This window comes from Pseudomonas sp. TWR2-1-1 (genome assembly GCF_049897045.1).
GTDB lineage: Bacteria > Pseudomonadota > Gammaproteobacteria > Pseudomonadales > Pseudomonadaceae > Aquipseudomonas > Aquipseudomonas versuta.
Genome location: NZ_JAFCVM010000005.1, coordinates 141,130 through 163,744, shown reverse-complemented (window position 1 = coordinate 163,744; position 22,615 = coordinate 141,130). Strand labels below are relative to the sequence as shown.

The window sequence follows — 22,615 nt, the reverse complement described above, 5'->3', positions numbered from 1 at the left end:
AAAAAAGGGGGGCGCGGATTATAGCGGAAATTGCTCAAGGTTTAACCAGTTATCGTACAAACGGTTTTCACCGCACCAAAATGGGTCAAAAGACCCGGATTTCGCTTCATTTGAGTGCGACAAAGCTTCTTAATCGGTAGTCTGCGGCGCTGACCTGCTTAAGATTGGGGCATTAAGCCCAAGTCGGGGCACTGGCATGCAATTTGCTCTCTTGTGAGGCAGGTTGCCTTGGCAGAGTATTCGCGCCGGCATCAACCACCTTTAACGGGCTCTCCACTACTCAGCCCGAAGCCACCCGGAGGACACTATGTCGAAGTCGGTTCAACTCATCAAAGATCATGACGTCAAGTGGATTGATCTGCGCTTCACTGACACTAAAGGCACTCAGCACCACGTGACCATGCCGGCCCGTGATGCGCTGGATGAAAACTTCTTCACCGACGGCAAAATGTTCGACGGCTCCTCCATTGCTGGCTGGAAAGGCATCGAAGCGTCCGACATGATCCTGCTGCCAGACGACAGCACTGCCGTTCTGGACCCGTTCACCGAACAGCCAACGCTGATCCTGGTGTGCGACATCATCGAACCTTCGACCATGCAAGGCTACGATCGCGACCCGCGCGCCATCGCCACCCGTGCCGAGGAATACCTGAAGTCCACCGGTATCGGCGACACCGTGTTTGTGGGTCCGGAGCCTGAGTTCTTCATCTTCGACGAAGTGAAATTCAAGTCCGACATCTCCGGTTCCATGTTCAAGATCTACTCCGAACAAGGTTCGTGGATGTCCGACCAGGACGTGGAAGGCGGCAACCGTGGCCACCGTCCAGGTATCAAGGGCGGCTACTTCCCTGTTCCTCCGTTCGACCACGATCATGAAATCCGTACCTCCATGTGCAACGCCATGGAAGAGATGGGCCTGGTCATCGAAGTACACCACCACGAAGTGGCAACTGCCGGCCAGAACGAAATCGGCGTGCAGTTCAACACCCTGGTGAAAAAGGCTGACGAAGTTCAGACCCTGAAGTACTGCGTACACAACGTGGCAGACGCCTACGGCCGTACCGCTACTTTCATGCCTAAGCCTCTGTACGGCGACAACGGCTCGGGTATGCACGTACACATGTCCATCTCCAAAGATGGCAAGAACACCTTCGCTGGCGAAGGTTATGCCGGCCTGTCCGACACCGCCCTGTACTTCATCGGCGGCATCATCAAGCACGGTAAGGCCCTGAACGGCTTCACCAACCCGGCTACCAACTCCTACAAGCGTCTGGTACCAGGCTTCGAAGCCCCGGTAATGCTGGCCTACTCGGCTCGCAACCGTTCTGCTTCGATCCGTATTCCTTACGTGTCCAGCCCTAAGGCTCGCCGTATCGAAGCACGCTTCCCGGACCCGGCTGCCAACCCGTACCTGTGCTTCGCAGCACTGATGATGGCTGGTCTGGACGGTATCCAGAACAAGATCCACCCGGGCGACGCAGCTGACAAAAACCTGTACGACCTGCCGCCTGAAGAGGCGAAAGAGATCCCGCAGGTTTGCGGCAGCCTGAAAGAAGCCCTGGAAGAGCTGGATAAAGGTCGTGCATTCCTGACCAAAGGCGGCGTTTTCAGCGACGATTTCATCGACGCTTACATCGCTCTGAAAAGCGAAGAAGAAATCAAGGTTCGCACCTTCGTACACCCACTGGAATACGAGCTGTACTACAGCTGCTAATCCAGCAACGACTGCCCACGCAGGCGTTACCAAGAGGCCTCCTTCGGGAGGCCTTTTTTATGGCCGCGGTTTTATCGCTTGCGCACCCACAGAAAGAAATCCGACCGGTGCTGCAGCCATTGACCCAGTCAATAAAGGCCGGAGCCGACATCAATCCCCTCGACACTAGCCCAGGCTGACGCCCCCTGTTTCTCACAAGGTGGCCACCGGCAATGCCCCACGAAAGTACTGCGACTCCAACAGACCCCACCGGAATTTCCCGAGTGAGACAGCAGGCAACCCTGCTTTTATTTGTACTGCTTTGTGCCCAGCCGGCGGCAGCGCAGATCTATCGCCATAGCGATAGCAACGCCAGCGTGACATTCAGCGACGTACCGGCGACGGGCGGCCACTCGGAGCAGATATCTGTTTTGCCGGCAAACCGGATCGCAGCGTTCCGGCATTGGCCTGCCAGTATCCCCCCGTACATGCTGCTGCCCGAACAGGAACTCGCCCAGCCGCTCAACCCCGATCGCTACAGGCGTCAGCCACAGCAGACCGCTCAGGACAATTTAGAGGCGAACTGAATCTATTCAGCATATATGCACTATATTGGTGCGACTGCTGATCTATTACACACTTCTCAGCCCAATTTGGTTCAAAACGACCCACGTCAATTGCATTAACGCCATCTAAAAGGGCTGTAACTCCTTATTTCAGGCGAATCGCGCTTCTTTTCGGAGCCTTGGTTTGTTTTTTGCATTTTCCTTGTCTCAGCGCCTCACCCGCGCATGCAATCCGGGATCGGCCCATGACCATCAGTGACGCCCTGCACCGACTGCTACTCGACAATCTGACCACTGCCACCTTGTTGCTCAATGCCGATCTGCGCCTTGAGTACATGAACCCGGCAGCGGAAATGCTGCTGGCCATCAGCGGCCAACGCAGTCATGGGCAATTCATCAGCGAACTGTTTACTGAGTCGACGGAGGCCTTGCACTCGCTGCGCCAGGCCGTTGAACAGGCCCACCCGTTTACCAAGCGCGAAGCCATGCTGACGTCGCTGACCGGCCAGAGCCTGACGGTCGACTACGCCGTGACCCCGATCCTGAGCCACGGCGACACAATGCTGCTGCTTGAAGTGCACCCGCGCGACCGGCTGCTGCGTATCACCAAAGAAGAAGCGCAGCTGTCCAAGCAGGAAACCAGCAAGATGCTGGTGCGCGGCCTGGCCCACGAAATCAAGAACCCGCTGGGCGGCATTCGCGGCGCGGCGCAGTTGCTGGCCCGCCAGTTGCCCGATGAAAGTCTGCGTGACTACACCAACGTCATCATCGAAGAAGCCGATCGCTTGCGTAATCTGGTTGATCGCATGCTGGGCTCCAACAAACTGCCTTCGCTGGCCATGACCAATGTGCATGAAGTGCTGGAGCGGGTGTGCAATCTGGTCGAGGCCGAGACACAGGGCAGCATCACGGTAGTGCGCGACTATGACCCCAGCCTGCCCGACCTGCTGATCGACCGCGAACAGATGATTCAGGCCGTGCTCAACATTGTGCGTAATGCCATGCAGGCCATTGGCAGCCAGAACGAACTGCGCCTGGGCCGCATCAGCCTGCGTACCCGGGCCATGCGCCAGTTCACCATTGGCCATGTGCGCCATCGACTGGTGACAAAAATCGAAATTATCGACAACGGGCCGGGCATCCCGGCCGAGTTGCAGGACACCCTCTTCTTTCCAATGGTCAGCGGCCGCCCTGACGGCACCGGGCTGGGGCTGGCCATTACCCAGAACATCATTAGCCAGCACCAGGGATTGATCGAGTGTGAAAGCCACCCTGGCCACACACTCTTCTCGATCTTTCTACCATGGAACAAGGAGCCGCATCGACATGAGCCGAAGTGAAACCGTGTGGATCGTCGACGACGACCGTTCTATCCGCTGGGTCCTGGAAAAAGCCTTGCAACAGGAAGGCATGACCACACAGAGCTTCGACAGCGCCGACGGAGTGATGAGCCGACTCGCCCGCCAGCAGCCCGACGTGATTATTTCTGACATTCGCATGCCCGGCGCCAGCGGTCTGGACTTGCTGGCCAAGATTCGCGAACAGCACCCGCGCCTGCCCGTGATCATCATGACCGCCCACTCGGACCTCGACAGTGCGGTAGCGTCTTATCAGGGTGGCGCGTTCGAATACCTGCCCAAGCCGTTCGACGTCGACGAAGCTGTATCCCTGGTCAAGCGAGCCAACCAGCATGCCCAGGAGCAACAAGGCCTGGCCGCCCCTCCGTCACTGGCACGTACTCCGGAAATCATCGGTGAAGCACCGGCGATGCAAGAGGTATTTCGCGCCATTGGCCGACTCAGCCACTCCAACATCACCGTTTTGATCAACGGTGAGTCGGGCACCGGTAAAGAACTGGTCGCCCACGCTCTGCATCGCCACAGCCCGCGCGCGGCATCGCCTTTTATCGCGTTGAACATGGCAGCCATCCCCAAGGACCTGATGGAGTCCGAGCTGTTCGGCCACGAGAAAGGTGCCTTCACCGGAGCCGCAAACCTGCGCCGCGGACGGTTTGAGCAAGCCGATGGCGGGACCCTGTTTCTGGACGAAATCGGCGACATGCCTGCCGACACCCAAACGCGCCTGCTGCGGGTTTTGGCCGATGGCGAGTTCTACCGGGTCGGTGGCCATACGCCGGTCAAGGTCGATGTACGGATCATTGCAGCGACACACCAGAACCTCGAAACCCTGGTGCAGGCCGGCAAGTTCCGCGAAGACCTGTTCCACCGCCTGAACGTGATCCGCATCCATATCCCGCGCCTGTCGGACCGTCGCGAAGACATCCCGACCCTGACCCGCCACTTCCTCAGCAGCGCCGCGCAAGAGCTGTCTGTCGAGCCCAAGCTGCTCAAGGCCGAGACTGAGCAATACCTGAAAAACCTGCCGTGGCCAGGCAACGTACGCCAGCTGGAGAACACCTGTCGCTGGATCACCGTGATGGCTTCAGGTCGCGAAGTGCATATCAGCGACCTGCCGCCCGAGCTGTTGAACCTGCAGCAAGACACGTCGCCAGTCACCAACTGGGAGCAGGCCCTGCGCCAGTGGGCTGACCAGGCGCTGGGCCGTGGCCAGTCCAACCTGCTCGACAGTGCGGTGCCGACGTTTGAACGGATCATGATCGAGACCGCCCTCAAGCACACCGCAGGCCGTCGCCGCGATGCAGCCGTGCTGCTGGGCTGGGGCCGCAACACCCTGACCCGCAAGATCAAGGAACTGGGGATGAAGATTGATGGCGACGAGGATGACAGCGACGAGGCATAACTCGCCATCGGGATGATGGGAGAGCTGGCTTGCCAGCGATGGCACCCTGTGATCTGCCTGAAAGATCGCGCGCAAGCTCGCGCCTACAGGACCGCACCAGCTTCAGGCAACACGCACTAATTGTGTGCACAGCTCTAGATCAATGGTTACAGCAACATCGGCAACCCAAAACAGCAGTCCCAAAAAAGCCCCGGATTCCGGGGCTTTTGCATATGGATGAAAAAAATAACATCGAAAACCCAAAACTGGCATGCACCCTGCAATAACCCTGACAACGCTTTAGGGGACCTTGATACAGGCAGGTCAAGACTCCCCACTTTTACATCCGCAGCCTTGATGCCTTCTGCATCAACGCGCACAACGCTTTTGGGGAACCGGTACAGGCAGGCCGCAATTCCCTCTTTTATTACTCTCGCAGGTTTACCTGCAACCGCCAGCGCCCTTCCTGCGGCGCTCCGGCCCAGTCGCCCCGCAGAGCACGGGCCGCCACCAACGTCAGCAGCAACCCGCCATCGGTATGACGTAGCCGCCAGTTCACAACCTTGTCAGCGAGCTTCAACTGGCCATTTTGCGGCGTGCCCCTGGCATCGAACAGCAACCCCAGGGTGCCATCAACCCATTCGCCATGCAGCTTGGGCTCAGCGCTGAACCACACCACCAGCGCGCCGGGCAACACGTCCACCTGCTGCAGCTCAACCGGCACAGGCGCGGTCAAACGCCCTATCATCATCCCCACCATTACACCGACTATCGCCAAAGAACCTAAAACCCGTGGCCATAGTTTCGGTCGCGGGTCCTCTTCAGGCGTAGAATGCTGCCCATCTTTAAGTTCGGAGCCGTGCATGTTTCACGTCATCCTTTTTCAACCAGAAATTCCGCCGAATACCGGCAACATTATCAGGCTGTGCGCCAACAGCGGCTGCCACCTGCATTTGATCGAGCCTATCGGTTTTGAGCTGGACGACAAGCGCTTGCGCCGTGCCGGGCTCGATTACCACGAGTACGCGCCGCTCAAGCGCCATGCCGATCTGGCCAGCTGCCTCGAAAGCCTTGGCCATCCGCGACTGTTCGCTTTTACCACCAAAGGTTCACGGCCGTTCCACGACGCCCGGTTTGCTGAAGGTGATGCCTTTATCTTCGGCCCTGAAAGCCGTGGCCTGCCGCCAGAGGTGCTGGATGCGCTGGACAGCGAACACCGCCTGCGCCTGCCGATGCGCGAAGGCTGCCGCAGCCTGAACCTGTCCAACACCGTGGCCGTGGCTGTGTACGAGGCCTGGCGCCAGCTGGACTTCAAGTAATACGCCAAAAACTGTAGGAGCGAGCTTGCTCGCGAGCTCTGCGGGGCCAGCTTGAAGAGCTCGCGAGCAAGCTCGCTCCTACGGGTGCCTCTGTCCAAAGGCAATAAAAAAGCGCCATCAAGGCGCTTTTTTATTGGGCATCGACTGTTTATTGAACAGTCGGGCTGCCTTCTTCCTGCATGCGCTGCAATTCTTGCGCGTACAAGGCATCGAAGTTCACCGGAGCCAGCATCAACGCCGGGAACGAGCCACGGGTAACCAGGCTGTCCAGGGTTTCACGGGCATACGGGAACAGGATGTTCGGGCAGAACGCGCCCAGCGTGTGGTTCATCGACGCAGGATCAAGGTTTTTGATCAGGAAGATGCCAGCCTGCTGGACTTCAGCAATGAACGCCACTTCTTCACCGTTTTTGACGGTAACCGACAAGGTCAGAACCACTTCGTGGAAGTCGCCTTCCAGCGGCTTTTGACGGGTGTTCAGGTCCAGGCCAACGCTCGGCTCCCACTGCTGACGGAAGATCGCCGGGCTTTTAGGGGCCTCGAACGACAAGTCGCGCACGTAGATACGCTGCAGGGAAAATTGTGGAGCGGTGTCTTCATCGCTAACAGCAGCGGTGTTCTGTTGGTCAGTCATCACAGATCCTTGTTGATCTTGGGGCTTATAGAGAATGAGAGTCAGACGTTCAGCAGCGCATCCAGTTTACCCGCGCGGTCCAGGGCAAACAGGTCATCGCATCCGCCGACATGGGTCTCGCCAATCCAGATTTGCGGGACTGACGTACGACCTGCCTTCTTGGCCATCTCGGCACGTACCTGAGGCTTGCCGTCGACCTTGATTTCTTCAAAGGCAACTTTCTTGCTTTCCAGCAGGTACTTGGCGCGGCTGCAGAACGGGCAATAATCGCTGGAGTAAACGATGACCTTGGACATTTTTACTTCACCACTGGCAGGTTGTCGGCGCGCCAGCTGCCAATACCGCCGGACAGTTTGGCAGCGTTGTAGCCGGCCTTGAGCAGCTCACGGGCGTGGGAGCCTGAATGCTGGCCCTGGGCATCAACCAGGATGATGGTCTTGCCCTTGTGCTTGTCCAGCTCGGCAATACGCGCCATCAGCTTGTCCTGCGGGATATTCAACGAGCCCACGATGTGGCCGGCGGCAAAGTCTTTAACCGGGCGAATATCAATCACCACGCCTTCGTCGCGATTGACCAGACCGGTCAGTTCGCCCGTGCTGATGCTGCGCCCGCCGCGGCTCATCTCGTGGGCAATCAACAACGCCAACAGGATGACAAACGCGCCTACAAGCAGGTAGTGAGAAGTCGCAAATGCAATCAGGTGCTCAACCATCAGAAGGTTCCAGGGTCGTAAAATGTGGGCCAGTATACACAGCCGCCTTGGTCGGCCAAACCCCGCCCGGCGGTGACGTCACATGAACTTCGCTTTAAACTGCGCGTCTTCTTCACACCTTCCAATAAACCAGCCACGAGTGGGATCTATGACTACCACGCCTAAACCTTTGGTCCTGATCATCCTGGATGGCTTCGGTCACAGTGAAAGCCACAAGGGCAACGCCGTCTATGCGGCCAAAAAACCGGTGCTCGATCGTCTTTGCGCGAACATGCCAAACGGCCTGATTTCAGGTTCGGGCATGGATGTGGGCCTGCCAGACGGCCAAATGGGCAACTCCGAGGTTGGCCACATGAACCTGGGCGCCGGCCGCGTGGTGTATCAGGATTTCACACGCGTCACCAAGTCGATCCGCGACGGTGAGTTCTTCGAGAACCCGACCATTTGCGCGGCAGTCGACAAGGCAGTGGCTGCAGGCAAGGCTGTACACATCATGGGCCTGCTTTCCGAAGGCGGCGTTCACAGCCACCAGGACCACCTCGTGGCAATGGCCGAGCTGGCGTTCAAGCGCGGCGCTGAAAAAATCTACCTGCATGCCTTTCTGGATGGCCGCGACACGCCGCCAAAAAGCGCGGCGTCGTCCATCGAGCTTTTGGACGAAGCCTTCAAGGCTCTGGGCAAAGGCCGTATCGCCAGTCTGATCGGGCGCTACTTCGCCATGGACCGCGACAACCGTTGGGACCGTGTGGCCCAGGCCTACAACCTGATTGTCGACGCCAAGGGCGAGTTCAACGCCGCCACCGCCCAGGAAGGCCTGGAAGCCGCCTATGCCCGTGGCGAGAGTGATGAATTCGTCAAAGCCACCACCATTGGCGAGCCGGTCAAGGTAGAAGACGGCGATGCCGTGGTCTTCATGAACTTCCGCGCCGACCGTGCCCGCGAGCTGACCCGTGTATTTGTTGAAGACGACTTCAAGGAATTCGCCCGCGCCCGCCAGCCAAAACTGGCCGGTTTCGTGATGCTGACCCAATACGCCGCCAGCATCCCGGCGCCAAGCGCATTTGCCCCCGGCAGCCTGGAAAACGTCCTCGGCGACTATCTGGCGAAAAACGGCAAAACCCAGCTGCGCATTGCTGAAACCGAAAAATACGCCCACGTGACCTTCTTCTTCTCCGGTGGCCGTGAAGAGCCGTTCCCGGGTGAAGAGCGCATTTTGATCCCGTCGCCGAAAGTAGCCACCTACGACCTGCAACCGGAAATGAGCGCGCCCGAAGTCACCGACAGGATTGTCGATGCCATCGAGCACCAGCGTTACGACGTGATTGTCGTTAACTACGCCAACGGCGACATGGTCGGCCACAGCGGTGTGTTCGATGCTGCAGTCAAGGCCGTTGAGTGCCTTGATGCCTGTGTCGGCCGCATCGTCGAGGCGCTGGACAAGGTCGGTGGCGAAGCCCTGATCACCGCCGACCACGGCAACGTGGAGCAGATGTCCGACGACACCACCGGCCAGGCGCACACCGCCCACACCTGTGAACCCGTACCGTTCATTTATGTAGGCAAGCGTGCATTCAAGGTGCGTGAAGGCGGGGTTCTGGCCGACGTGGCGCCGACCATGCTCAAACTGCTGGGTCTGCCACAGCCCGAGGAAATGACCGGCAAGACCATTTTGCTCGACGCCTAAGCCATGCACCTGTAGGAGCGAGCTTGCTCGCGAGCTTTTAAGGCTCGCGAGCAAGCTCGCTCCTACAGGAGTTTCGCGTACAGGATCTGCAGCTACTATTTCACTTTCATCCATTTCTTATAGGTAACGATGGCGGGCATACTAGGCCGTCCCGTTCCCCAGGTGTCGCCCGCCCCATGCTTCGCGCCCTTATAGCCCTGACCCTCGCATGCCTGCTCCAACCGGCGTTTGCCGACGAGCGCGCACAAACCCAACAACAGCTGGAAGCTACGCGCCAGGACATCGGCGAGCTTAAAAAACGCTTGGGCCAGCTCCAGCAAGAACAATCGGGCGTGCAAAAAGAACTGCGCGGCACCGAAACCGAAATCGGCAAACTGGAGAAGCAGGTAGACGCCCTGCAAAAAGAACTAAAAAAGAGTGAAGGCGAGCTGCTGCGCCTAGATAGCGAGAAAAAAAAACTCCACAGCGCAAAACTTGAACAGCAACGCCTGATCGCCATTCAGGCCCGTGCCGCCTATCAGGGCGGACGTCAGGAATACCTGAAGATGCTGCTCAACCAGCAAAACCCCGAGAAGTTCGCCCGGACCCTCACCTATTACGACTACCTGAGCCAGGCCCGCCTGGAGCAGCTCAAGGGTTTTAACGAAACCCTGCGCCAACTGGCCAATGTCGAAGCCGACATCAACTTGCAACAAGCCCAGTTGCTGACCCAGAAAAGCAGCCTCGATGAGCAGCGCGCCGCACTCGATAAAGTCCGCGCAGAGCGCCAGCAAGTGCTGGCCAAACTAAGCTCCGATGTCAAAGACCGCGATCAAAAGCTGCAAGCTCGCGAGCAGGATCAGGCCGATCTGGCCAAAGTCCTCAAAACCATTGAAGAAACCCTCGCCCGCCAGGCCCGTGAGGCCGAAGCAGCGCGGCAAAAAGCCCTGATTGCACAGCAGGAAGCAGAGAAAAAACGTCAACGGGAGGCTGAATCGGTTGCCACCGACGCCCCGCGCAAAACGGTCAAATCGACACCGGGTGCCCTGGTTTCGAGTGCCGGCGTCTCCTATGGCGGACCTTTTTCTCAAGCACGGGGCAAACTTCCTTGGCCAGTTGATGGTCGATTGCTTGCGCGCTTCGGTGAAAGCCGTGGTGATGATGCCCGAACCAAGTGGGACGGCGTGATGATCAGCGCCGGTGCAGGCACCCCGGTCCACGCGGTACATGGTGGGCGCGTAGTGTTTGCCGACTGGCTGCGCGGCGCTGGACAGCTGGTGATTCTGGACCACGGCAACGGCTATTTGAGCCTGTATGGCCACAACCAGACGCTGCTCAAGTCGGCCGGCGATATCGTTAAAGCCGGAGAAGTGATTTCCACCGTTGGCAACAGCGGCGGCCAGGCTACACCCGCACTGTATTTTGCTATTCGTCAGCAGGGCCGCCCCAGCGACCCTGCACAATGGTGTCACGCTCAAGGATGAGCCCATCACCTTTAATACGTAGGAGTTTGTTCAACATGCCGCATTTGTCCCGCCTCAACTCGCTGGCCCTGATGATCGCTCTGGTGATCGGCTCGCCTCTGGCATTTGCTGCCGAACCCGTCGCTCATCCGGCGCCAGCAAACAGCGCCAAGGCGCCACTGCCGCTGGACGAGCTGCGCACATTTGCCGAGGTCATGGACCGGATCAAGGCTGCGTATGTTGAACCTGTAGATGACAAGACCCTGCTCGAAAACGCCATCAAGGGCATGCTCAGCAACCTTGATCCGCACTCCGCGTATCTGGGCCCTGAAGATTTTGCCGAGCTGCAAGAGAGCACCAGCGGCGAATTTGGCGGGCTGGGCATCGAAGTCGGCTCCGAAGACGGCAATATCAAAATCGTCTCGCCGATCGACGACACCCCGGCAAGCAAGGCCGGGATTCAGGCGGGCGACTTTATCGTCAAGATCAATGGTCAGCCCACCCGCGGCCTGAGCATGACCGAGGCGGTCGACCTGATGCGCGGCAAGATCGGTCAGAAAATCACCCTGACCCTGGTGCGCAATGGCGGCACGCCTTTCGACGTAACCCTGACCCGCGCCAACATTCAGGTCAAAAGCGTCAAGAGCCAGCTGCTTGAAGACGGCTACGGCTATATCCGCATTACCCAGTTCCAGGTCAAGACCGGCGAAGAAGTTGCCGCCGCGCTGTCCAAACTGCGTCGTGAAAACGGCAACAAAAAACTCAAGGGCATCATTCTCGACCTGCGCAACAACCCGGGCGGCGTCCTGCAATCAGCCGTTGAAGTGGTGGATCACTTCATCACCAAAGGCCTGATTGTTTACACCAAAGGCCGCATCGCCAACTCCGAGTTGCGCTTCTCCGCGACCGGCAAAGACCTGAGCGAGGGCGTTCCGCTGGTGGTGTTGATCAACGGCGGCAGCGCTTCGGCATCAGAAATCGTCGCCGGCGCCTTGCAAGACCAGAAACGCGGCGTGGTGATGGGTACCACCAGCTTCGGTAAAGGCTCGGTGCAAACCGTACTGCCGCTGAACAATGACCGCGCACTGAAGATCACCACTGCGCTGTACTTCACCCCCAACGGCCGTTCAATCCAGGCCCAGGGCATCGTGCCGGACATCGAAGTCAGCCGCGCCAAGATCACCCGCGAGCAAGACACCGAGTACTACAAAGAGGCCGACCTGCAAGGTCACCTCGGCAACGGCAATGGCGGGGCAGACAAGCCCACCGGCTCCGGCCCCAAAGCCAAACCCATGCCGCAGGACGACGACTTCCAGCTGAGCCAGGCCCTGAGCCTGCTCAAAGGCCTGAGCATTACGCGCGGCAACTGAGATGCGTTTTTCGTCGGTCCTTGCCCTGCTCTGCTGCCTGACCGGTGCCGCCCATGCGGCGCCGGCCAGTCCCACCACAACACCGCACAAGGCTTACCTGAGCCTGATCATCGATGACCTTGGGCAAAACCTGCCACGCGACCGCCGCGTGCTGGCCTTGCCCGGCCCGGTCACCACGGCCGTGATGCCCGACACCCCGCACGCCGCCGAATTCGCCCGCGAAGCCTACAAGGCCGGCAAGATCGTCATCCTGCATATGCCCATGGACCCGGCCACCGGCCCGTTTGCCTGGCACCCCGACTTGCCCCTCGACGAGCTGGCAAAGCGCCTCGACGCCGCCTTCAAGGCCGTGCCCTATACCAGTGGCATCAACAACCACATGGGTAGCCGCATGACCTCACAGCCGCAGGCCATGGCCTGGCTGATGGAGAACCTGCAGCAGCGGCACAAATTCTTCGTCGACAGCCGAACCAGCGCCCAGACGGTCGCAGCGGCCCAGGCACAGAAGATCGGCCTGGCCAGCGTGTCGCGGGATGTGTTTCTGGATGATGTGCGAACGGAGGAAGCGATTGCCACTCAACTGCAAACGGCGATCAAGCTGGCGCGCAAACAAGGGTCGGCAGTGATGATCGGTCATCCGTATCCCCAGACCCTCGCCGTGCTGGAACGCGAACTGCCCAAGCTCAAGGCCCAGGGCATTGAGTGGATCGATATCAGGCAAATGATCGGCGTGCGCAGCAACAAGGCCATGGCCGGACACGGCAAGGACGGGGTCTACCGGGCTACCCCCTGATAATCCGACCCTTGTAGGAGCGAGCTTGCTCGCGAGCTTTACCTTGAAGAGCTCGCGAGCAAGCTCGCTCCTACAGTTCAGGTGCAGGTCAGGTTCAGAGGTATTTGGCGCGGATCTTGTCAACCACACCTTCGGCCCGTAACTGATCCAGCGCCTTCTGTAACCTGGCGACCACCTCGTCCGGCACCTCTTTGTTCAACGCCAGAAAAAGTTCGGCCTGATTGAAGCGCAGCACGGTCTTGAACCCTGAAATCCCTACCTGACGCGCTAAAAAGCGCCCGGCCGGGTCGCCGGTGGCCCAGAGGTCAATCTGACCGGCCAGCAGCTTTCTGGCGTTGTCCTGATCGCGCAGCACAATGACCGGCGCCATTCCTTTCTCTTCCAGGGCCAAGGCGATCGCATCGCCCTTATAGGCGCCCACCTTGTATGGGCGGGCCTGCTCAAGGGAGGTCAGGGTTATCGGGCTATTGGCCCGCGCCAGCAACACCCAGTCATCCGGGCCGATGGGGCCGACCCATTTGAACAAGGCTTCGCGCTCGGGAATCCGGGCCGTGACGAATACGCCATAACCGGGGTTATCCAGGGCAAGGTGATAGATACGCTCCCAGGGAAAGCGCAGGGTCATGCTGTAACCGATATCTGCACGCTTGAAGGTTTCGCGCAGGACATCGACGGCAATGCCTTCCAGGTTCTGGTTTTGAGCGAAATTTTTGCCGTTCTTCGCCATGTTGTAAGGCGGGAAGTTTTCGGTCAGCAGCACCAGCGAGTAACGCGAAGTATCAGCTGCAAAAACAGTACTCGTCAGGCACAGGGCAGAACTGGCGAGAACGAGTAAAAAACGTTTAAACATGACAGACGACCTAAATCCATGGCGTGCCCAAGAGTGCCGTGGGCCCGCCATGCTGTCCAGTAGCCTTTGGGCTTAGCGCACCACAATCCCGCGCTCGGCCATGTAGGCCTTGGCCTCTGGCACGGTGTATTCGCCGAAGTGGAAAATACTCGCCGCCAGTACCGCGCTGGCGTGGCCTTCGAGGATGCCGTCAGCCAGATGCTGCAGGTTGCCGACACCGCCCGAAGCGATCACCGGGATGCCCAGCGCATCGCTGATGGCACGGGTCACACCCAGGTCGAAGCCGCTTTTCATGCCGTCCTGATCCATGCTGGTCAGCAGGATCTCACCGGCACCCAGACCTTCCATCTTCATTGCCCACTCGACTGCATCGAGCCCGGTCGGCTTGCGCCCGCCGTGGGTGAAGATTTCCCAGCGCGGGGTTTCGCCCGGCAATGAAACCTTCTTCGCATCAATCGCCACCACGATGCACTGCGAACCAAAATGCTGCGCCGCCTCACCCACAAACTCCGGGTTAAACACCGCTGCCGTATTGATCGAGACCTTGTCGGCACCGGCATTGAGCAAGTTGCGAATGTCCTGGATGCAGCGCACGCCACCGCCCACGGTCAGCGGGATGAACACCTGGCTGGCCATGCGCTCGACGGTATGCAACGTGGTGTCGCGGCCATCGACGCTGGCGGTGATGTCGAGAAACGTAATCTCGTCGGCACCCTGCTCGTCATAGCGACGGGCAATTTCCACCGGGTCACCGGCATCGCGAATGTTCTCGAACTTGACGCCCTTGACGACCCGGCCGTTATCCACGTCCAGGCAAGGGATGATGCGTTTGGCCAGCGCCATGCCGTTCTCCTCAGGCCTTGTAGGCGTCGCAGAAGGCTTGCGCCTCTGCTACATCCAGGGTGCCTTCGTAAATCGCACGGCCGGTGATGGCGCCGACGATACCGGGCGCTTTGGCGTCCATCAGGGCTTTGATATCGCCCAGATTGTGGATGCCGCCCGAAGCGATCACAGGAATGCTGGTGGCTGCTGCCAGTGCCGCGGTGTAGCTCACGTTGCAGCCCTGCATCATGCCGTCTTTGGCAATGTCGGTATAAACGATGGCCGATACGCCGTCAGCCTCAAAACGCTTGGCCAGGTCGATCACCTGAATGGTGCTCACCTCAGCCCAGCCGTCAGTTGCGACAAAGCCGTCCTTGGCGTCCATGCCGACAATGATTTTGCCGGGGAAGGCGCGGCAGGCTTCAGCCACGAACTCAGGGTTCTTCACCGCTTTGGTGCCCAGAATCACGTAGCTGACGCCGGCCTTGACGTAATGCTCGATGGTTTCCAGCGAACGGATGCCGCCACCGATCTGGATCGGCAACTGCGGGTAACGCTTGGCGATGGCAGTCACCACCTCGCCATTGACCGGCATGCCTTCGAAGGCGCCGTTCAGGTCAACCAGGTGCAGGCGGCGGCAACCGCCCTCTACCCATTTGGCGGCCATGCTCACCGGGTCATCGGAGAACACGGTGGAGTCTTCCATACGGCCCTGGCGCAGACGTACACAGGCACCGTCTTTAAGATCGATAGCGGGGATAATCAGCATCTGGCAAACCTTCAAATTCGGGAGTCAGTGACTCGCAAGTCAGTTCTTTTCGAGCGCCCACAGGTCGCTTTCGATGCTCTCGAACCTCTCTTTGAGGTGCGTCTGCACATCGAAAATCGCGCGATTGTAGTAATGCGGCGCGATTTCGCGGGTGAACAGCTCAAGGATTTCAGCCGCTTCGAATGAACCCAGGTCCAGTTCGAAGCGGTCTTGCATAAAGCGTTTGATCTTGCTGTTGGCTTCGTTCTCTTGCTCGGGGGTGAGCGTGAGAATCGGCGGCTTCTTACGAGGCGCCATTACCAGCGCCCGTCCCAGGCCATGAAGTTTTCCAGCAGTTGCAAGCCGTGGGTATGGCTCTTCTCTGGATGGAACTGCACCGCAAAACGCGAGCCGTCAGCCAGCGCGGCTGCAAAGTCGACGCCGTAATGCCCGCCACCGACCACCTGGCGAGGATTACCCGCCGCGATGTAGTAGCTGTGGACAAAATAGAAGCGCGCCATATCGGGAATGCCATGCCACATAGGGTGATCGACCCTTTGCTGCACTTCGTTCCAGCCCATGTGCGGCACCTTGAGGTGCTCGCCGTCTTCGTGCAGATCCTTGCCGAAAAATTTCACCTGACCGGGGAACAGGCCGATGCAATCAACGCCACCGTTCTCTTCACTGCTATCGAGCATGGCTTGCATGCCGACGCAAATCCCGAGAAAAGGACGGTCCTGACTGACTTCACGCACCAGCGAATCAAACCCCAGACGACGGATCTCGGCCATGCAATCCCGAATGGCGCCCACACCGGGGAACACCACGCGGTCAGCTTCGCGAATCACGTTGGCATCGCTGGTAATCACTACCTGCCCGGCGCCAACGTGCTCCAGCGCCTTGGCCACCGAGTGCAAGTTACCCATGCCGTAATCGATAACCGCCACTGTCTGCATCAGAGCACGCCCTTGGTGGATGGCATTTGCCCTGCCATACGCTCGTCCAGCGCAACGGCCATGCGCAGCGCGCGGCCAAATGCCTTGAACACGGTTTCGATCTGGTGGTGGGTGTTGGTGCCGCGCAGGTTGTCGATGTGCAGGCTGACATTGGCGTGGTTCACGAAGCCCTGGAAGAACTCCTGAAACAGATCGACGTCGAAGCCGCCCACGGTGGCGCGGGTATACGGCACGTGCATTTGCAGGCCCGGACGGCCCGAAAAGTCGATGACGACGCGCGACAGCGCTTCGTCCAGCGGCACGTAGGCGTGACCGTAACGGGTCATGCCTTTTTTATCGCCGACTGCCTGGCTGAAGGCTTTACCCAGGGTAATGCCAACATCCTCGACGGTATGGTGATCGTCGATATGCAGGTCGCCTTTGCACTCGATGTCCAGGTCGATCAGCCCGTGTCGGGCGATCTGGTCGAGCATGTGCTCAAGAAAAGGAACGCCGATATCAAATCGGGCCTTACCGGTACCATCCAAGTTGATCGAGGCTTTAATCTGGGTTTCCAGAGTATCGCGCTCGACTGACGCCTTACGTTCGGCCATCACCAGCTCCGCAAAATCATTGGGCGAAAAAGGTGGCCATTATAGGCACGGGTCAGGCAAACAGAAACATGGAAGGGGATATGACTGACGGACTGAGTCATTCGGTAGGAGCGAGCGTGCTCGCGAGCCCTTTAAAAGCTCGCGAGCACGCTCGCTCCTGCGGGTCAGGCATCGGTATTAATGAAACAACACCGCCGTCTTCTGCACTGTCACCCACACGCCCCACAGCAGCGGAATGCCCACTGCCAGCCAGGCCGCGATGACCAGGGGCAGACTGCCGGAGGCCGCTTTCCATTCCAGCGAGGTGCTGGCATCGGCGCCTTTGTCGTGACCCAGCGCCTGTTCGGCCGCCAGTTGCGCGTCAGTCATGAAGTACTTGTCATCCACCGGGCGTACCAGCAAGTTGCAGATAAAGCCCAGCACCAGCAGGCCGGCCAGGATATACAAGGTGATGTCATAGGCCGCCGCACGCTCGACCCCGATGCTGAGTTGATACTCACGCAGATAGTTGACCAGCACCGGCCCAAGCACACCCGCGGCCGCCCAGGCAGTCAGCAGACGACCATGAATCGCACCCACCATTTGCGTACCGAACAGATCCGCCAGGTAAGCCGGAACCGTGGCAAAGCCACCGCCGTACATCGACAGAATGATGCAGAACGCAGCCACAAACAGCGACACGTTGCCCAAATGACCCAGGTTCGGAATCATCGCGTACAACGCAAAACCCAGGGCGAAGAACACGAAATAGGTGTTTTTACGCCCCAGGTAGTCGGAGAACGACGCCCAGAAAAAACGCCCGCCAATGTTGAACAGGCTCAGCAGACCGGTAAAACCGGCCGCAATCGCCGCGATTTGCGCCAACTGCGCCGCATCCAGCTGGCTGAATGTCAGGTCATTGCCCAGCAATTTGCCCGCGAACACTTCCTGCAACAGCGGTGAGGCCATCCCCAGAATGCCGATACCGGCTGACACGTTCAGGCACAACACCAGCCACACCAGCGCAAACTGCGGGGTTTTCCAGGCAACGCTCACGTGTACATGGCGCTGGGTAATCATCGCATTGGCGGCTTTCTTCGCCGGCGGGGTCCAGCCCTCAGGCTTCCAGCCGGTAGGCGGAACGCGGTACGACAACGCGCCACCAATCATGAACACGAAGTAAATCGCCGCCATCACCACAAAGCTCTGCCACACGCCCACGCCATCGGGGCCAGCAAAATGGCCCATCAACGCAGCTGCCAGCGGCGCGCCCACCATGGCGCCACCGCCGAAGCCCATGATCGCCATACCGGTCGCCATGCCGCGCTTGTCCGGGAACCACTTGATCAACGTCGAGACCGGCGAGATATAGCCCAGGCCCAGGCCGATACCGCCAATCACCCCCGAACCCAGCCACATCAGCCAGATCTGGTGGGTATAAATGCCCAATGCCGAAACCAGCAGGCCACCACACCAGCACAGTGCCGAGACCACACCGGCCTTGCGCGGCCCGGCATGCTCAAGCCAGCCGCCCCACACAGCTGCCGAGCAACCGAGGAAGATGAAAAACAGGGTGTAGATCCAGCCGAGCATGGAGATCGGCCAGTCACATTGCGACGAGAACACCTGCGCGATGAAGCTCATGTCCGGCGCACAAGCCACTGGCGCGGTGACGCCCAGGGCTTTGGACAGAGGCAGCCAGAACACGGAAAAACCGTAGGCCATGCCGATACACAAGTGAATGGCCAGTGCGGCCGGCGGAACCAGCCAGCGGTTGAAACCAGGCCTGGCGATGATGCGCTCCTTTGACAGGAACCCGGGCTGTGAGGCAAGACTGCCCGCAGCGGTGCTGTTACTCATTGTTGTTTCCCCCATGGATGAAGTGATCCCCGGGCACGCTAAACCCCCGACTTTGGCACCTTGCGGCACGAGTCATTTTTGTAGGATTTATTTCGAGGCGCGACAAAGCGCCGCAGAAGGCCCGAAAAACTGCCGAAGATTACCACTTGAACACAGGAAAATGCCCACGCTGATTCGGTGTTTGATAGCCAAACTGATCCGCCACTATCCACCCCACAGTCGGCCTGCCCGTGACGCTATACTCTGCGACCAACTTTAAAATTTCCCTTCACTCAGACTTACAAGGACTCGCCCATGAAAGCGTTCGGCAAAATCCTGGGTCTGGTGCTTCTCGGGTTGTTGCTGATCATCGTGGCTCTGGGCTTTGCTCTGAGCCATCTGTTCGATCCCAACGACTATAAAGACGAGATCCGCCAGATAGCCCGCGACAAAGCCCACATTGAGCTCACGCTCAATGGCGACATTGGCTGGAGCCTCTTCCCCTGGCTCGGACTGGAACTGCACGACGCCAGCGTCGCAACCCTGGCGGCACCGAACCAGCCCTTTGCCGATCTGCAAATGCTGGGTCTGTCAGTACGCGTACTGCCCCTGCTGCGCAAAGAAGTGCAGATGAGCGATGTACGGGTCGAAGGCCTGAACCTGCGCCTGACCCGCGACAAAGACGGTCACGGCAATTGGCAGGACATCGGCCAACCGGCACCTGCCACCGCCAGCACCGATGCCGGCAGCCCCAGCACCGAAACCGCAAACAAGCCGGACAGCGTCAGCCAGCCACTCAAGCTGGACATCGACAGCCTGACCGTGAATAACGCGCGGGTTGAGTACAACGACGAGCAGAACGGCCAGCAGTTCAGCGCCGAAAGCATCCAGCTGAGCACCGGCCCGATTCACGAAGCGACCAGCACCCCGGTCAAACTGACTGCGTTTCTGGGCACCAACAAGCCAGTGATGCGGGTCAAAACCGAAGTCGACGGCAAGCTGCGCTTTGACCGCGTACTCAAGCGCTATCAGTTTGAAGACATGAAAATGGTGGGCGAGGCCTCTGGCGAACCGCTGCAGGGCAAAACCATGACCTACGCAGTTCAAGGGCAGATACTGGTAGATCTTGCAGCCAACGTCGCCGAATGGAGCGGCCTGAAGGTATCAGCCAACCAGCTGCGCGCCCTGGGTGAACTCAAGGCCAGCAACCTGGACAGCACGCCACAGATCAGCGGCGGCCTGTCGATTGCCCAGCTCAATCTGGCCACCTTCCTCGACAGCATCGGCCACACCCTGCCCCAGATGGCTCCGGGTAGCCTGAGCAAAGTCGAACTGGTCAGCCGCCTGTCCGGCAGCCCCACCAGCCTGGCCTTCGACGAACTCAATCTGAAAGTCGATGACAGCACCTTTACCGGCCGTATCGCCATTGACGACTTCGCCAGACAAGCCCTGCGTGTGCAGCTCAAAGGCGACACGTTCGACGCCGATCGCTACCTGCCGCCTAAATCGGCCGCAGCCAACAGCGCTGCAGCCGCGCGCAAAACCGAAGTTCAAGGCAGCGAAGCAGGCGCATTGGCAGCATCAGGCGATACGCCATTGCCAGATGCACCGACCAAAAGCGGCTGGAGCACGACCAAGATCATTCCCGTGACTCGCCTCAAGGCGCTGGACCTGGAGGCCGACCTCAGTTATGGCCAACTGACCCTGACCCGGCTGCCGATCCAGAATGCAGCGCTCAAGGTCAGCAGCAAAGACGGCCTGCTGACCCTGCAAAACCTCAGCGGCAACCTCTACAAAGGCACGTTTGCCGCCAACGGCAGCCTCGATGTACGGCCAATGCTGCCACTGGCCAACCTGCAAACCCGGATCAACAACGTGCCGGTCGAAAAAATCCTCCAGAGCCAGGGGCAAAAACCGCCTGTAACCGGCCTGCTGACCCTCAACAGCAATGTCACAGGCAGCGGCAACAGCCAGAGCGCGCTGATTCAAAGCCTTAACGGCACGGCAAACTTTGTGCTCAACGACGGCGTGCTGCTTAACGCCAACCTTGAACAACAGCTGTGCAAAGGCATCTCTGTGCTTAACCGCAAAACCCTGAGCGGCACACCACCGGGCAAAGACACTCCGTTCAAGGAGCTCAAGGGCAGCCTGGTGTTCCGTAATGGCGTGGCCAGCAACCCGGACATGATCGTGCGCATTCCCGGCATGAGCGTAAAAGGCGATGGCGACATCGACCTGCGCGTACTGGGCATGGATTACCGCATCGGCATCATCATTGAAGGCGACACCCGCGCCATGCCGGACCCGGCGTGCCAGGTCGGCAAAAACTTCGTCGGTATCGAGCTGCCATTGCGCTGTCGCGGTCCGCTGGAGCTGGGCGCCAAGGCCTGCCGTCTGGACAAGGAAGGGCTGGGCAAAGTCGCTGCCAAAGTGGCGGGCAATAAAATCAGCGAGAAGCTTGAAGAGAAACTCGGCGACAAGGTCAGCCCGGAACTCAAAAATGCCCTCAAGGGGCTGTTCAACCGATGAAAGACGAGCAATTTTCTGTAGCGGTACTGGACTGGTATGACCGCCACGGCCGCCACGATTTGCCCTGGCAACAGGGCATCACCCCATACCGGGTATGGGTCTCGGAAATCATGTTGCAGCAGACCCAGGTCAGCACCGTGCTCAACTACTTCGACCGGTTTATGGCCTCGCTGCCAACAGTCCAAGCCCTGGCCGCCGCTCCCGAAGACGAAGTGCTGCACCTGTGGACCGGGCTGGGCTACTACACCCGCGCGCGCAATTTGCAGAAGACCGCAAAAATCGTGGTCGCTGAATATGGCGGTGAATTTCCGCGGGATGTCGAAAAACTGGTGGAGCTGCCCGGCATTGGCCTGTCCACTGCCGGTGCGATCGCCAGCTTGAGCATGGGCCTGCGCGCCCCGATCCTCGACGGTAACGTCAAGCGGGTGCTGGCGCGCTATACGGCGCAAGAGGGATACCCCGGCGAGCCCAAGGTCGCCAAACAGCTGTGGGCCACCGCAGAACGCCTGACGCCCCGGGACCGGGTCAATGCCTATACCCAGGCGATGATGGACATGGGCGCCACGCTTTGCACCCGCAGCAAGCCCAGTTGCCTGCTGTGCCCGCTCGAAAGCGGCTGCCAAGCACACTTGCTGGGCCTGGAGACACGCTACCCGATCCCCAAGCCGCGCAAGACCATCCCGCAAAAACGTACCCTGATGCCGATGCTGGCGAACGCCGAGGGCGCGATCCTGCTTTACCGTCGCCCGTCTACCGGCCTGTGGGGCGGGCTCTGGAGCCTGCCCGAGCTGGATGACCTCAAAGACATCGAGCATCTGGCATTGCAGCACGCCCTGAAGCTGGGCCCGCAACACGAACTGCCCGGCCTGACCCACACGTTTAGCCATTTCCAGCTGGCCATCGAACCCTGGCTGGTCCACGTCGAAGAGTCCGGCCATCACATGGCCGAGGCTGACTGGCTCTGGTATAACCTCGCCACCCCGCCGCGCCTGGGCCTTGCTGCCCCGGTCAAGAAGCTGCTCAAACGCGCAGCCGAGCTATTGAATCCAGGAGAGTCGTCATGACCCGCACCATCATCTGCCGCAAGTACAAAGAAGAATTGCCCGCCCTTGAGCGCGCTCCGTTCCCGGGCGCCAAAGGTCAGGACATTTTTGATCACGTCTCGGCCAAGGCATGGGCAGACTGGCAAAAACACCAAACGCTGCTGATCAACGAGAAGCGTTTGAACATGATGAACGCCGAAGACCGAAAATATTTGCAGGGCGAAATGGATAAGTTCTTCAGCGGCGAGGAATACGCACAAGCTGAAGGCTATGTTCCGCCAACCGAATAATCCCCGGTTTTATT

The 22,615-nt window shown here is 59.3% G+C and carries 23 protein-coding genes; 12 read left to right on the top strand and 11 right to left on the bottom strand.

Annotation, left to right across the window (positions count from 1 at the left end):
- Positions 1-307: 307 nt before the first annotated feature.
- The 4 genes from glnA (at position 308) to ntrC (ending at position 5,019) form a co-directional block, all read left to right on the top strand.
- Positions 308-1,714: a glutamate--ammonia ligase gene (gene glnA, locus ACP7BO_RS14525; protein WP_003438610.1), complete on the top strand. Its 1,407-nt coding sequence runs from the start codon at positions 308-310 to the stop codon at positions 1,712-1,714.
- A 212-nt stretch (positions 1,715-1,926) separates the two neighbouring features.
- The gene (locus tag ACP7BO_RS14520) at positions 1,927-2,280 is read left to right on the top strand and encodes a DUF4124 domain-containing protein (RefSeq protein WP_426211097.1); all 354 of its coding nucleotides are present in this window, start codon (positions 1,927-1,929) and stop codon (positions 2,278-2,280) included.
- 224 nt (positions 2,281-2,504) lie between these two features.
- The gene (gene glnL / locus ACP7BO_RS14515; RefSeq protein ID WP_426211095.1) at positions 2,505-3,599 is read left to right on the top strand and encodes a nitrogen regulation protein NR(II); all 1,095 of its coding nucleotides are present in this window, start codon (positions 2,505-2,507) and stop codon (positions 3,597-3,599) included.
- On the top strand, positions 3,586-5,019 hold the full coding sequence (gene ntrC / locus ACP7BO_RS14510; RefSeq protein ID WP_060696090.1) for a nitrogen regulation protein NR(I): 1,434 nt from the start codon (positions 3,586-3,588) through the stop codon (positions 5,017-5,019). The genes glnL and ntrC overlap by 14 nt, the downstream gene beginning before the upstream one ends.
- 406 nt (positions 5,020-5,425) lie before the next feature.
- Here the strand turns inward: ntrC and ACP7BO_RS14505 are convergent, their stop codons facing one another.
- Positions 5,426-5,863: a hypothetical protein gene (locus tag ACP7BO_RS14505; RefSeq protein WP_397455166.1), complete on the bottom strand. Its 438-nt coding sequence runs from the start codon at positions 5,861-5,863 to the stop codon at positions 5,426-5,428.
- On the opposite strand from ACP7BO_RS14505, the gene ACP7BO_RS14500 reads away from it, so the two are divergent.
- A complete protein-coding gene (locus ACP7BO_RS14500) occupies positions 5,862-6,317 on the top strand; it encodes a tRNA (cytidine(34)-2'-O)-methyltransferase (RefSeq protein ID WP_060696095.1) in 456 nt (151 codons plus the stop codon). The genes ACP7BO_RS14505 and ACP7BO_RS14500 overlap by 2 nt on opposite strands.
- A 148-nt stretch (positions 6,318-6,465) precedes the next feature.
- Here the strand turns inward: ACP7BO_RS14500 and secB are convergent, their stop codons facing one another.
- From secB to ACP7BO_RS14485, 3 genes are read right to left on the bottom strand one after another with little or no spacing between them, the layout of a single operon-like run.
- A complete protein-coding gene (gene secB / locus ACP7BO_RS14495; RefSeq protein ID WP_060696097.1) occupies positions 6,466-6,951 on the bottom strand; it encodes a protein-export chaperone SecB in 486 nt (161 codons plus the stop codon).
- A gap of 41 nt (positions 6,952-6,992) precedes the next feature.
- Positions 6,993-7,247 (bottom strand): glutaredoxin 3, encoded by a 255-nt coding sequence (grxC, locus tag ACP7BO_RS14490; protein ID WP_060696099.1) that lies wholly within the window; start codon positions 7,245-7,247, stop codon positions 6,993-6,995.
- 2 nt (positions 7,248-7,249) lie between these two features.
- Positions 7,250-7,663, bottom strand: a complete 414-nt coding sequence (locus tag ACP7BO_RS14485) for a rhodanese-like domain-containing protein (RefSeq protein ID WP_003438586.1) — start codon at positions 7,661-7,663, stop codon at positions 7,250-7,252.
- Positions 7,664-7,811: 148 nt separating this feature from the next.
- Between ACP7BO_RS14485 and gpmI the strand changes: the two genes are divergently transcribed.
- The 4 genes from gpmI (at position 7,812) to ACP7BO_RS14465 (ending at position 12,952) form a co-directional block, all read left to right on the top strand.
- Entirely contained in the window at positions 7,812-9,347 is a 1,536-nt protein-coding gene (gpmI, locus tag ACP7BO_RS14480; protein ID WP_060696101.1) for a 2,3-bisphosphoglycerate-independent phosphoglycerate mutase, read from the top strand.
- Positions 9,348-9,523: 176 nt separating this feature from the next.
- On the top strand, positions 9,524-10,810 hold the full coding sequence (locus tag ACP7BO_RS14475) for a murein hydrolase activator EnvC family protein (RefSeq protein WP_397455168.1): 1,287 nt from the start codon (positions 9,524-9,526) through the stop codon (positions 10,808-10,810).
- Between the two features lie 35 nt (positions 10,811-10,845).
- On the top strand, positions 10,846-12,159 hold the full coding sequence (locus ACP7BO_RS14470) for a S41 family peptidase (RefSeq protein ID WP_397455169.1): 1,314 nt from the start codon (positions 10,846-10,848) through the stop codon (positions 12,157-12,159).
- Position 12,160: 1 nt separating this feature from the next.
- The gene (locus ACP7BO_RS14465; RefSeq protein WP_426211090.1) at positions 12,161-12,952 is read left to right on the top strand and encodes a divergent polysaccharide deacetylase family protein; all 792 of its coding nucleotides are present in this window, start codon (positions 12,161-12,163) and stop codon (positions 12,950-12,952) included.
- A gap of 94 nt (positions 12,953-13,046) precedes the next feature.
- Here the strand turns inward: ACP7BO_RS14465 and ACP7BO_RS14460 are convergent, their stop codons facing one another.
- From ACP7BO_RS14460 to ACP7BO_RS14430, 7 genes are all read right to left on the bottom strand, one after another.
- Entirely contained in the window at positions 13,047-13,802 is a 756-nt protein-coding gene (locus tag ACP7BO_RS14460) for a substrate-binding periplasmic protein (protein WP_426211088.1), read from the bottom strand.
- A gap of 72 nt (positions 13,803-13,874) precedes the next feature.
- Positions 13,875-14,645: an imidazole glycerol phosphate synthase subunit HisF gene (hisF, locus tag ACP7BO_RS14455; protein WP_003438568.1), complete on the bottom strand. Its 771-nt coding sequence runs from the start codon at positions 14,643-14,645 to the stop codon at positions 13,875-13,877.
- Between the two features lie 10 nt (positions 14,646-14,655).
- The gene (gene hisA, locus ACP7BO_RS14450; RefSeq protein ID WP_397455172.1) at positions 14,656-15,393 is read right to left on the bottom strand and encodes a 1-(5-phosphoribosyl)-5-[(5-phosphoribosylamino)methylideneamino]imidazole-4-carboxamide isomerase; all 738 of its coding nucleotides are present in this window, start codon (positions 15,391-15,393) and stop codon (positions 14,656-14,658) included.
- A gap of 39 nt (positions 15,394-15,432) precedes the next feature.
- Positions 15,433-15,690 carry a DUF2164 domain-containing protein gene (locus tag ACP7BO_RS14445; RefSeq protein WP_003438564.1) on the bottom strand — a complete coding sequence of 86 codons (258 nt, stop codon included), beginning with the start codon at positions 15,688-15,690 and terminating at the stop codon, positions 15,433-15,435.
- The gene (hisH, locus tag ACP7BO_RS14440; RefSeq protein WP_060696111.1) at positions 15,690-16,328 is read right to left on the bottom strand and encodes an imidazole glycerol phosphate synthase subunit HisH; all 639 of its coding nucleotides are present in this window, start codon (positions 16,326-16,328) and stop codon (positions 15,690-15,692) included. The genes ACP7BO_RS14445 and hisH overlap by 1 nt, the downstream gene beginning before the upstream one ends.
- The gene (hisB, locus tag ACP7BO_RS14435) at positions 16,328-16,921 is read right to left on the bottom strand and encodes an imidazoleglycerol-phosphate dehydratase HisB (protein WP_003438561.1); all 594 of its coding nucleotides are present in this window, start codon (positions 16,919-16,921) and stop codon (positions 16,328-16,330) included. The genes hisH and hisB overlap by 1 nt, the downstream gene beginning before the upstream one ends.
- 177 nt (positions 16,922-17,098) lie before the next feature.
- Positions 17,099-18,760, bottom strand: a complete 1,662-nt coding sequence (locus ACP7BO_RS14430) for an OFA family MFS transporter (protein ID WP_397455173.1) — start codon at positions 18,758-18,760, stop codon at positions 17,099-17,101.
- Between the two features lie 294 nt (positions 18,761-19,054).
- Between ACP7BO_RS14430 and ACP7BO_RS14425 the strand changes: the two genes are divergently transcribed.
- Genes ACP7BO_RS14425 through ACP7BO_RS14415 form a run of 3 tightly spaced genes read left to right on the top strand, consistent with a single transcriptional unit; the run spans position 19,055 to position 22,601 of the window.
- Positions 19,055-21,268 (top strand): AsmA family protein, encoded by a 2,214-nt coding sequence (locus tag ACP7BO_RS14425; RefSeq protein WP_426211084.1) that lies wholly within the window; start codon positions 19,055-19,057, stop codon positions 21,266-21,268.
- Positions 21,265-22,332, top strand: a complete 1,068-nt coding sequence (gene mutY / locus ACP7BO_RS14420; RefSeq protein WP_426211082.1) for an A/G-specific adenine glycosylase — start codon at positions 21,265-21,267, stop codon at positions 22,330-22,332. Before ACP7BO_RS14425 ends, mutY begins: the two co-directional genes overlap by 4 nt.
- A complete protein-coding gene (locus tag ACP7BO_RS14415; protein ID WP_003438557.1) occupies positions 22,329-22,601 on the top strand; it encodes an oxidative damage protection protein in 273 nt (90 codons plus the stop codon). The genes mutY and ACP7BO_RS14415 overlap by 4 nt, the downstream gene beginning before the upstream one ends.
- Positions 22,602-22,615 lie beyond the last annotated feature (14 nt).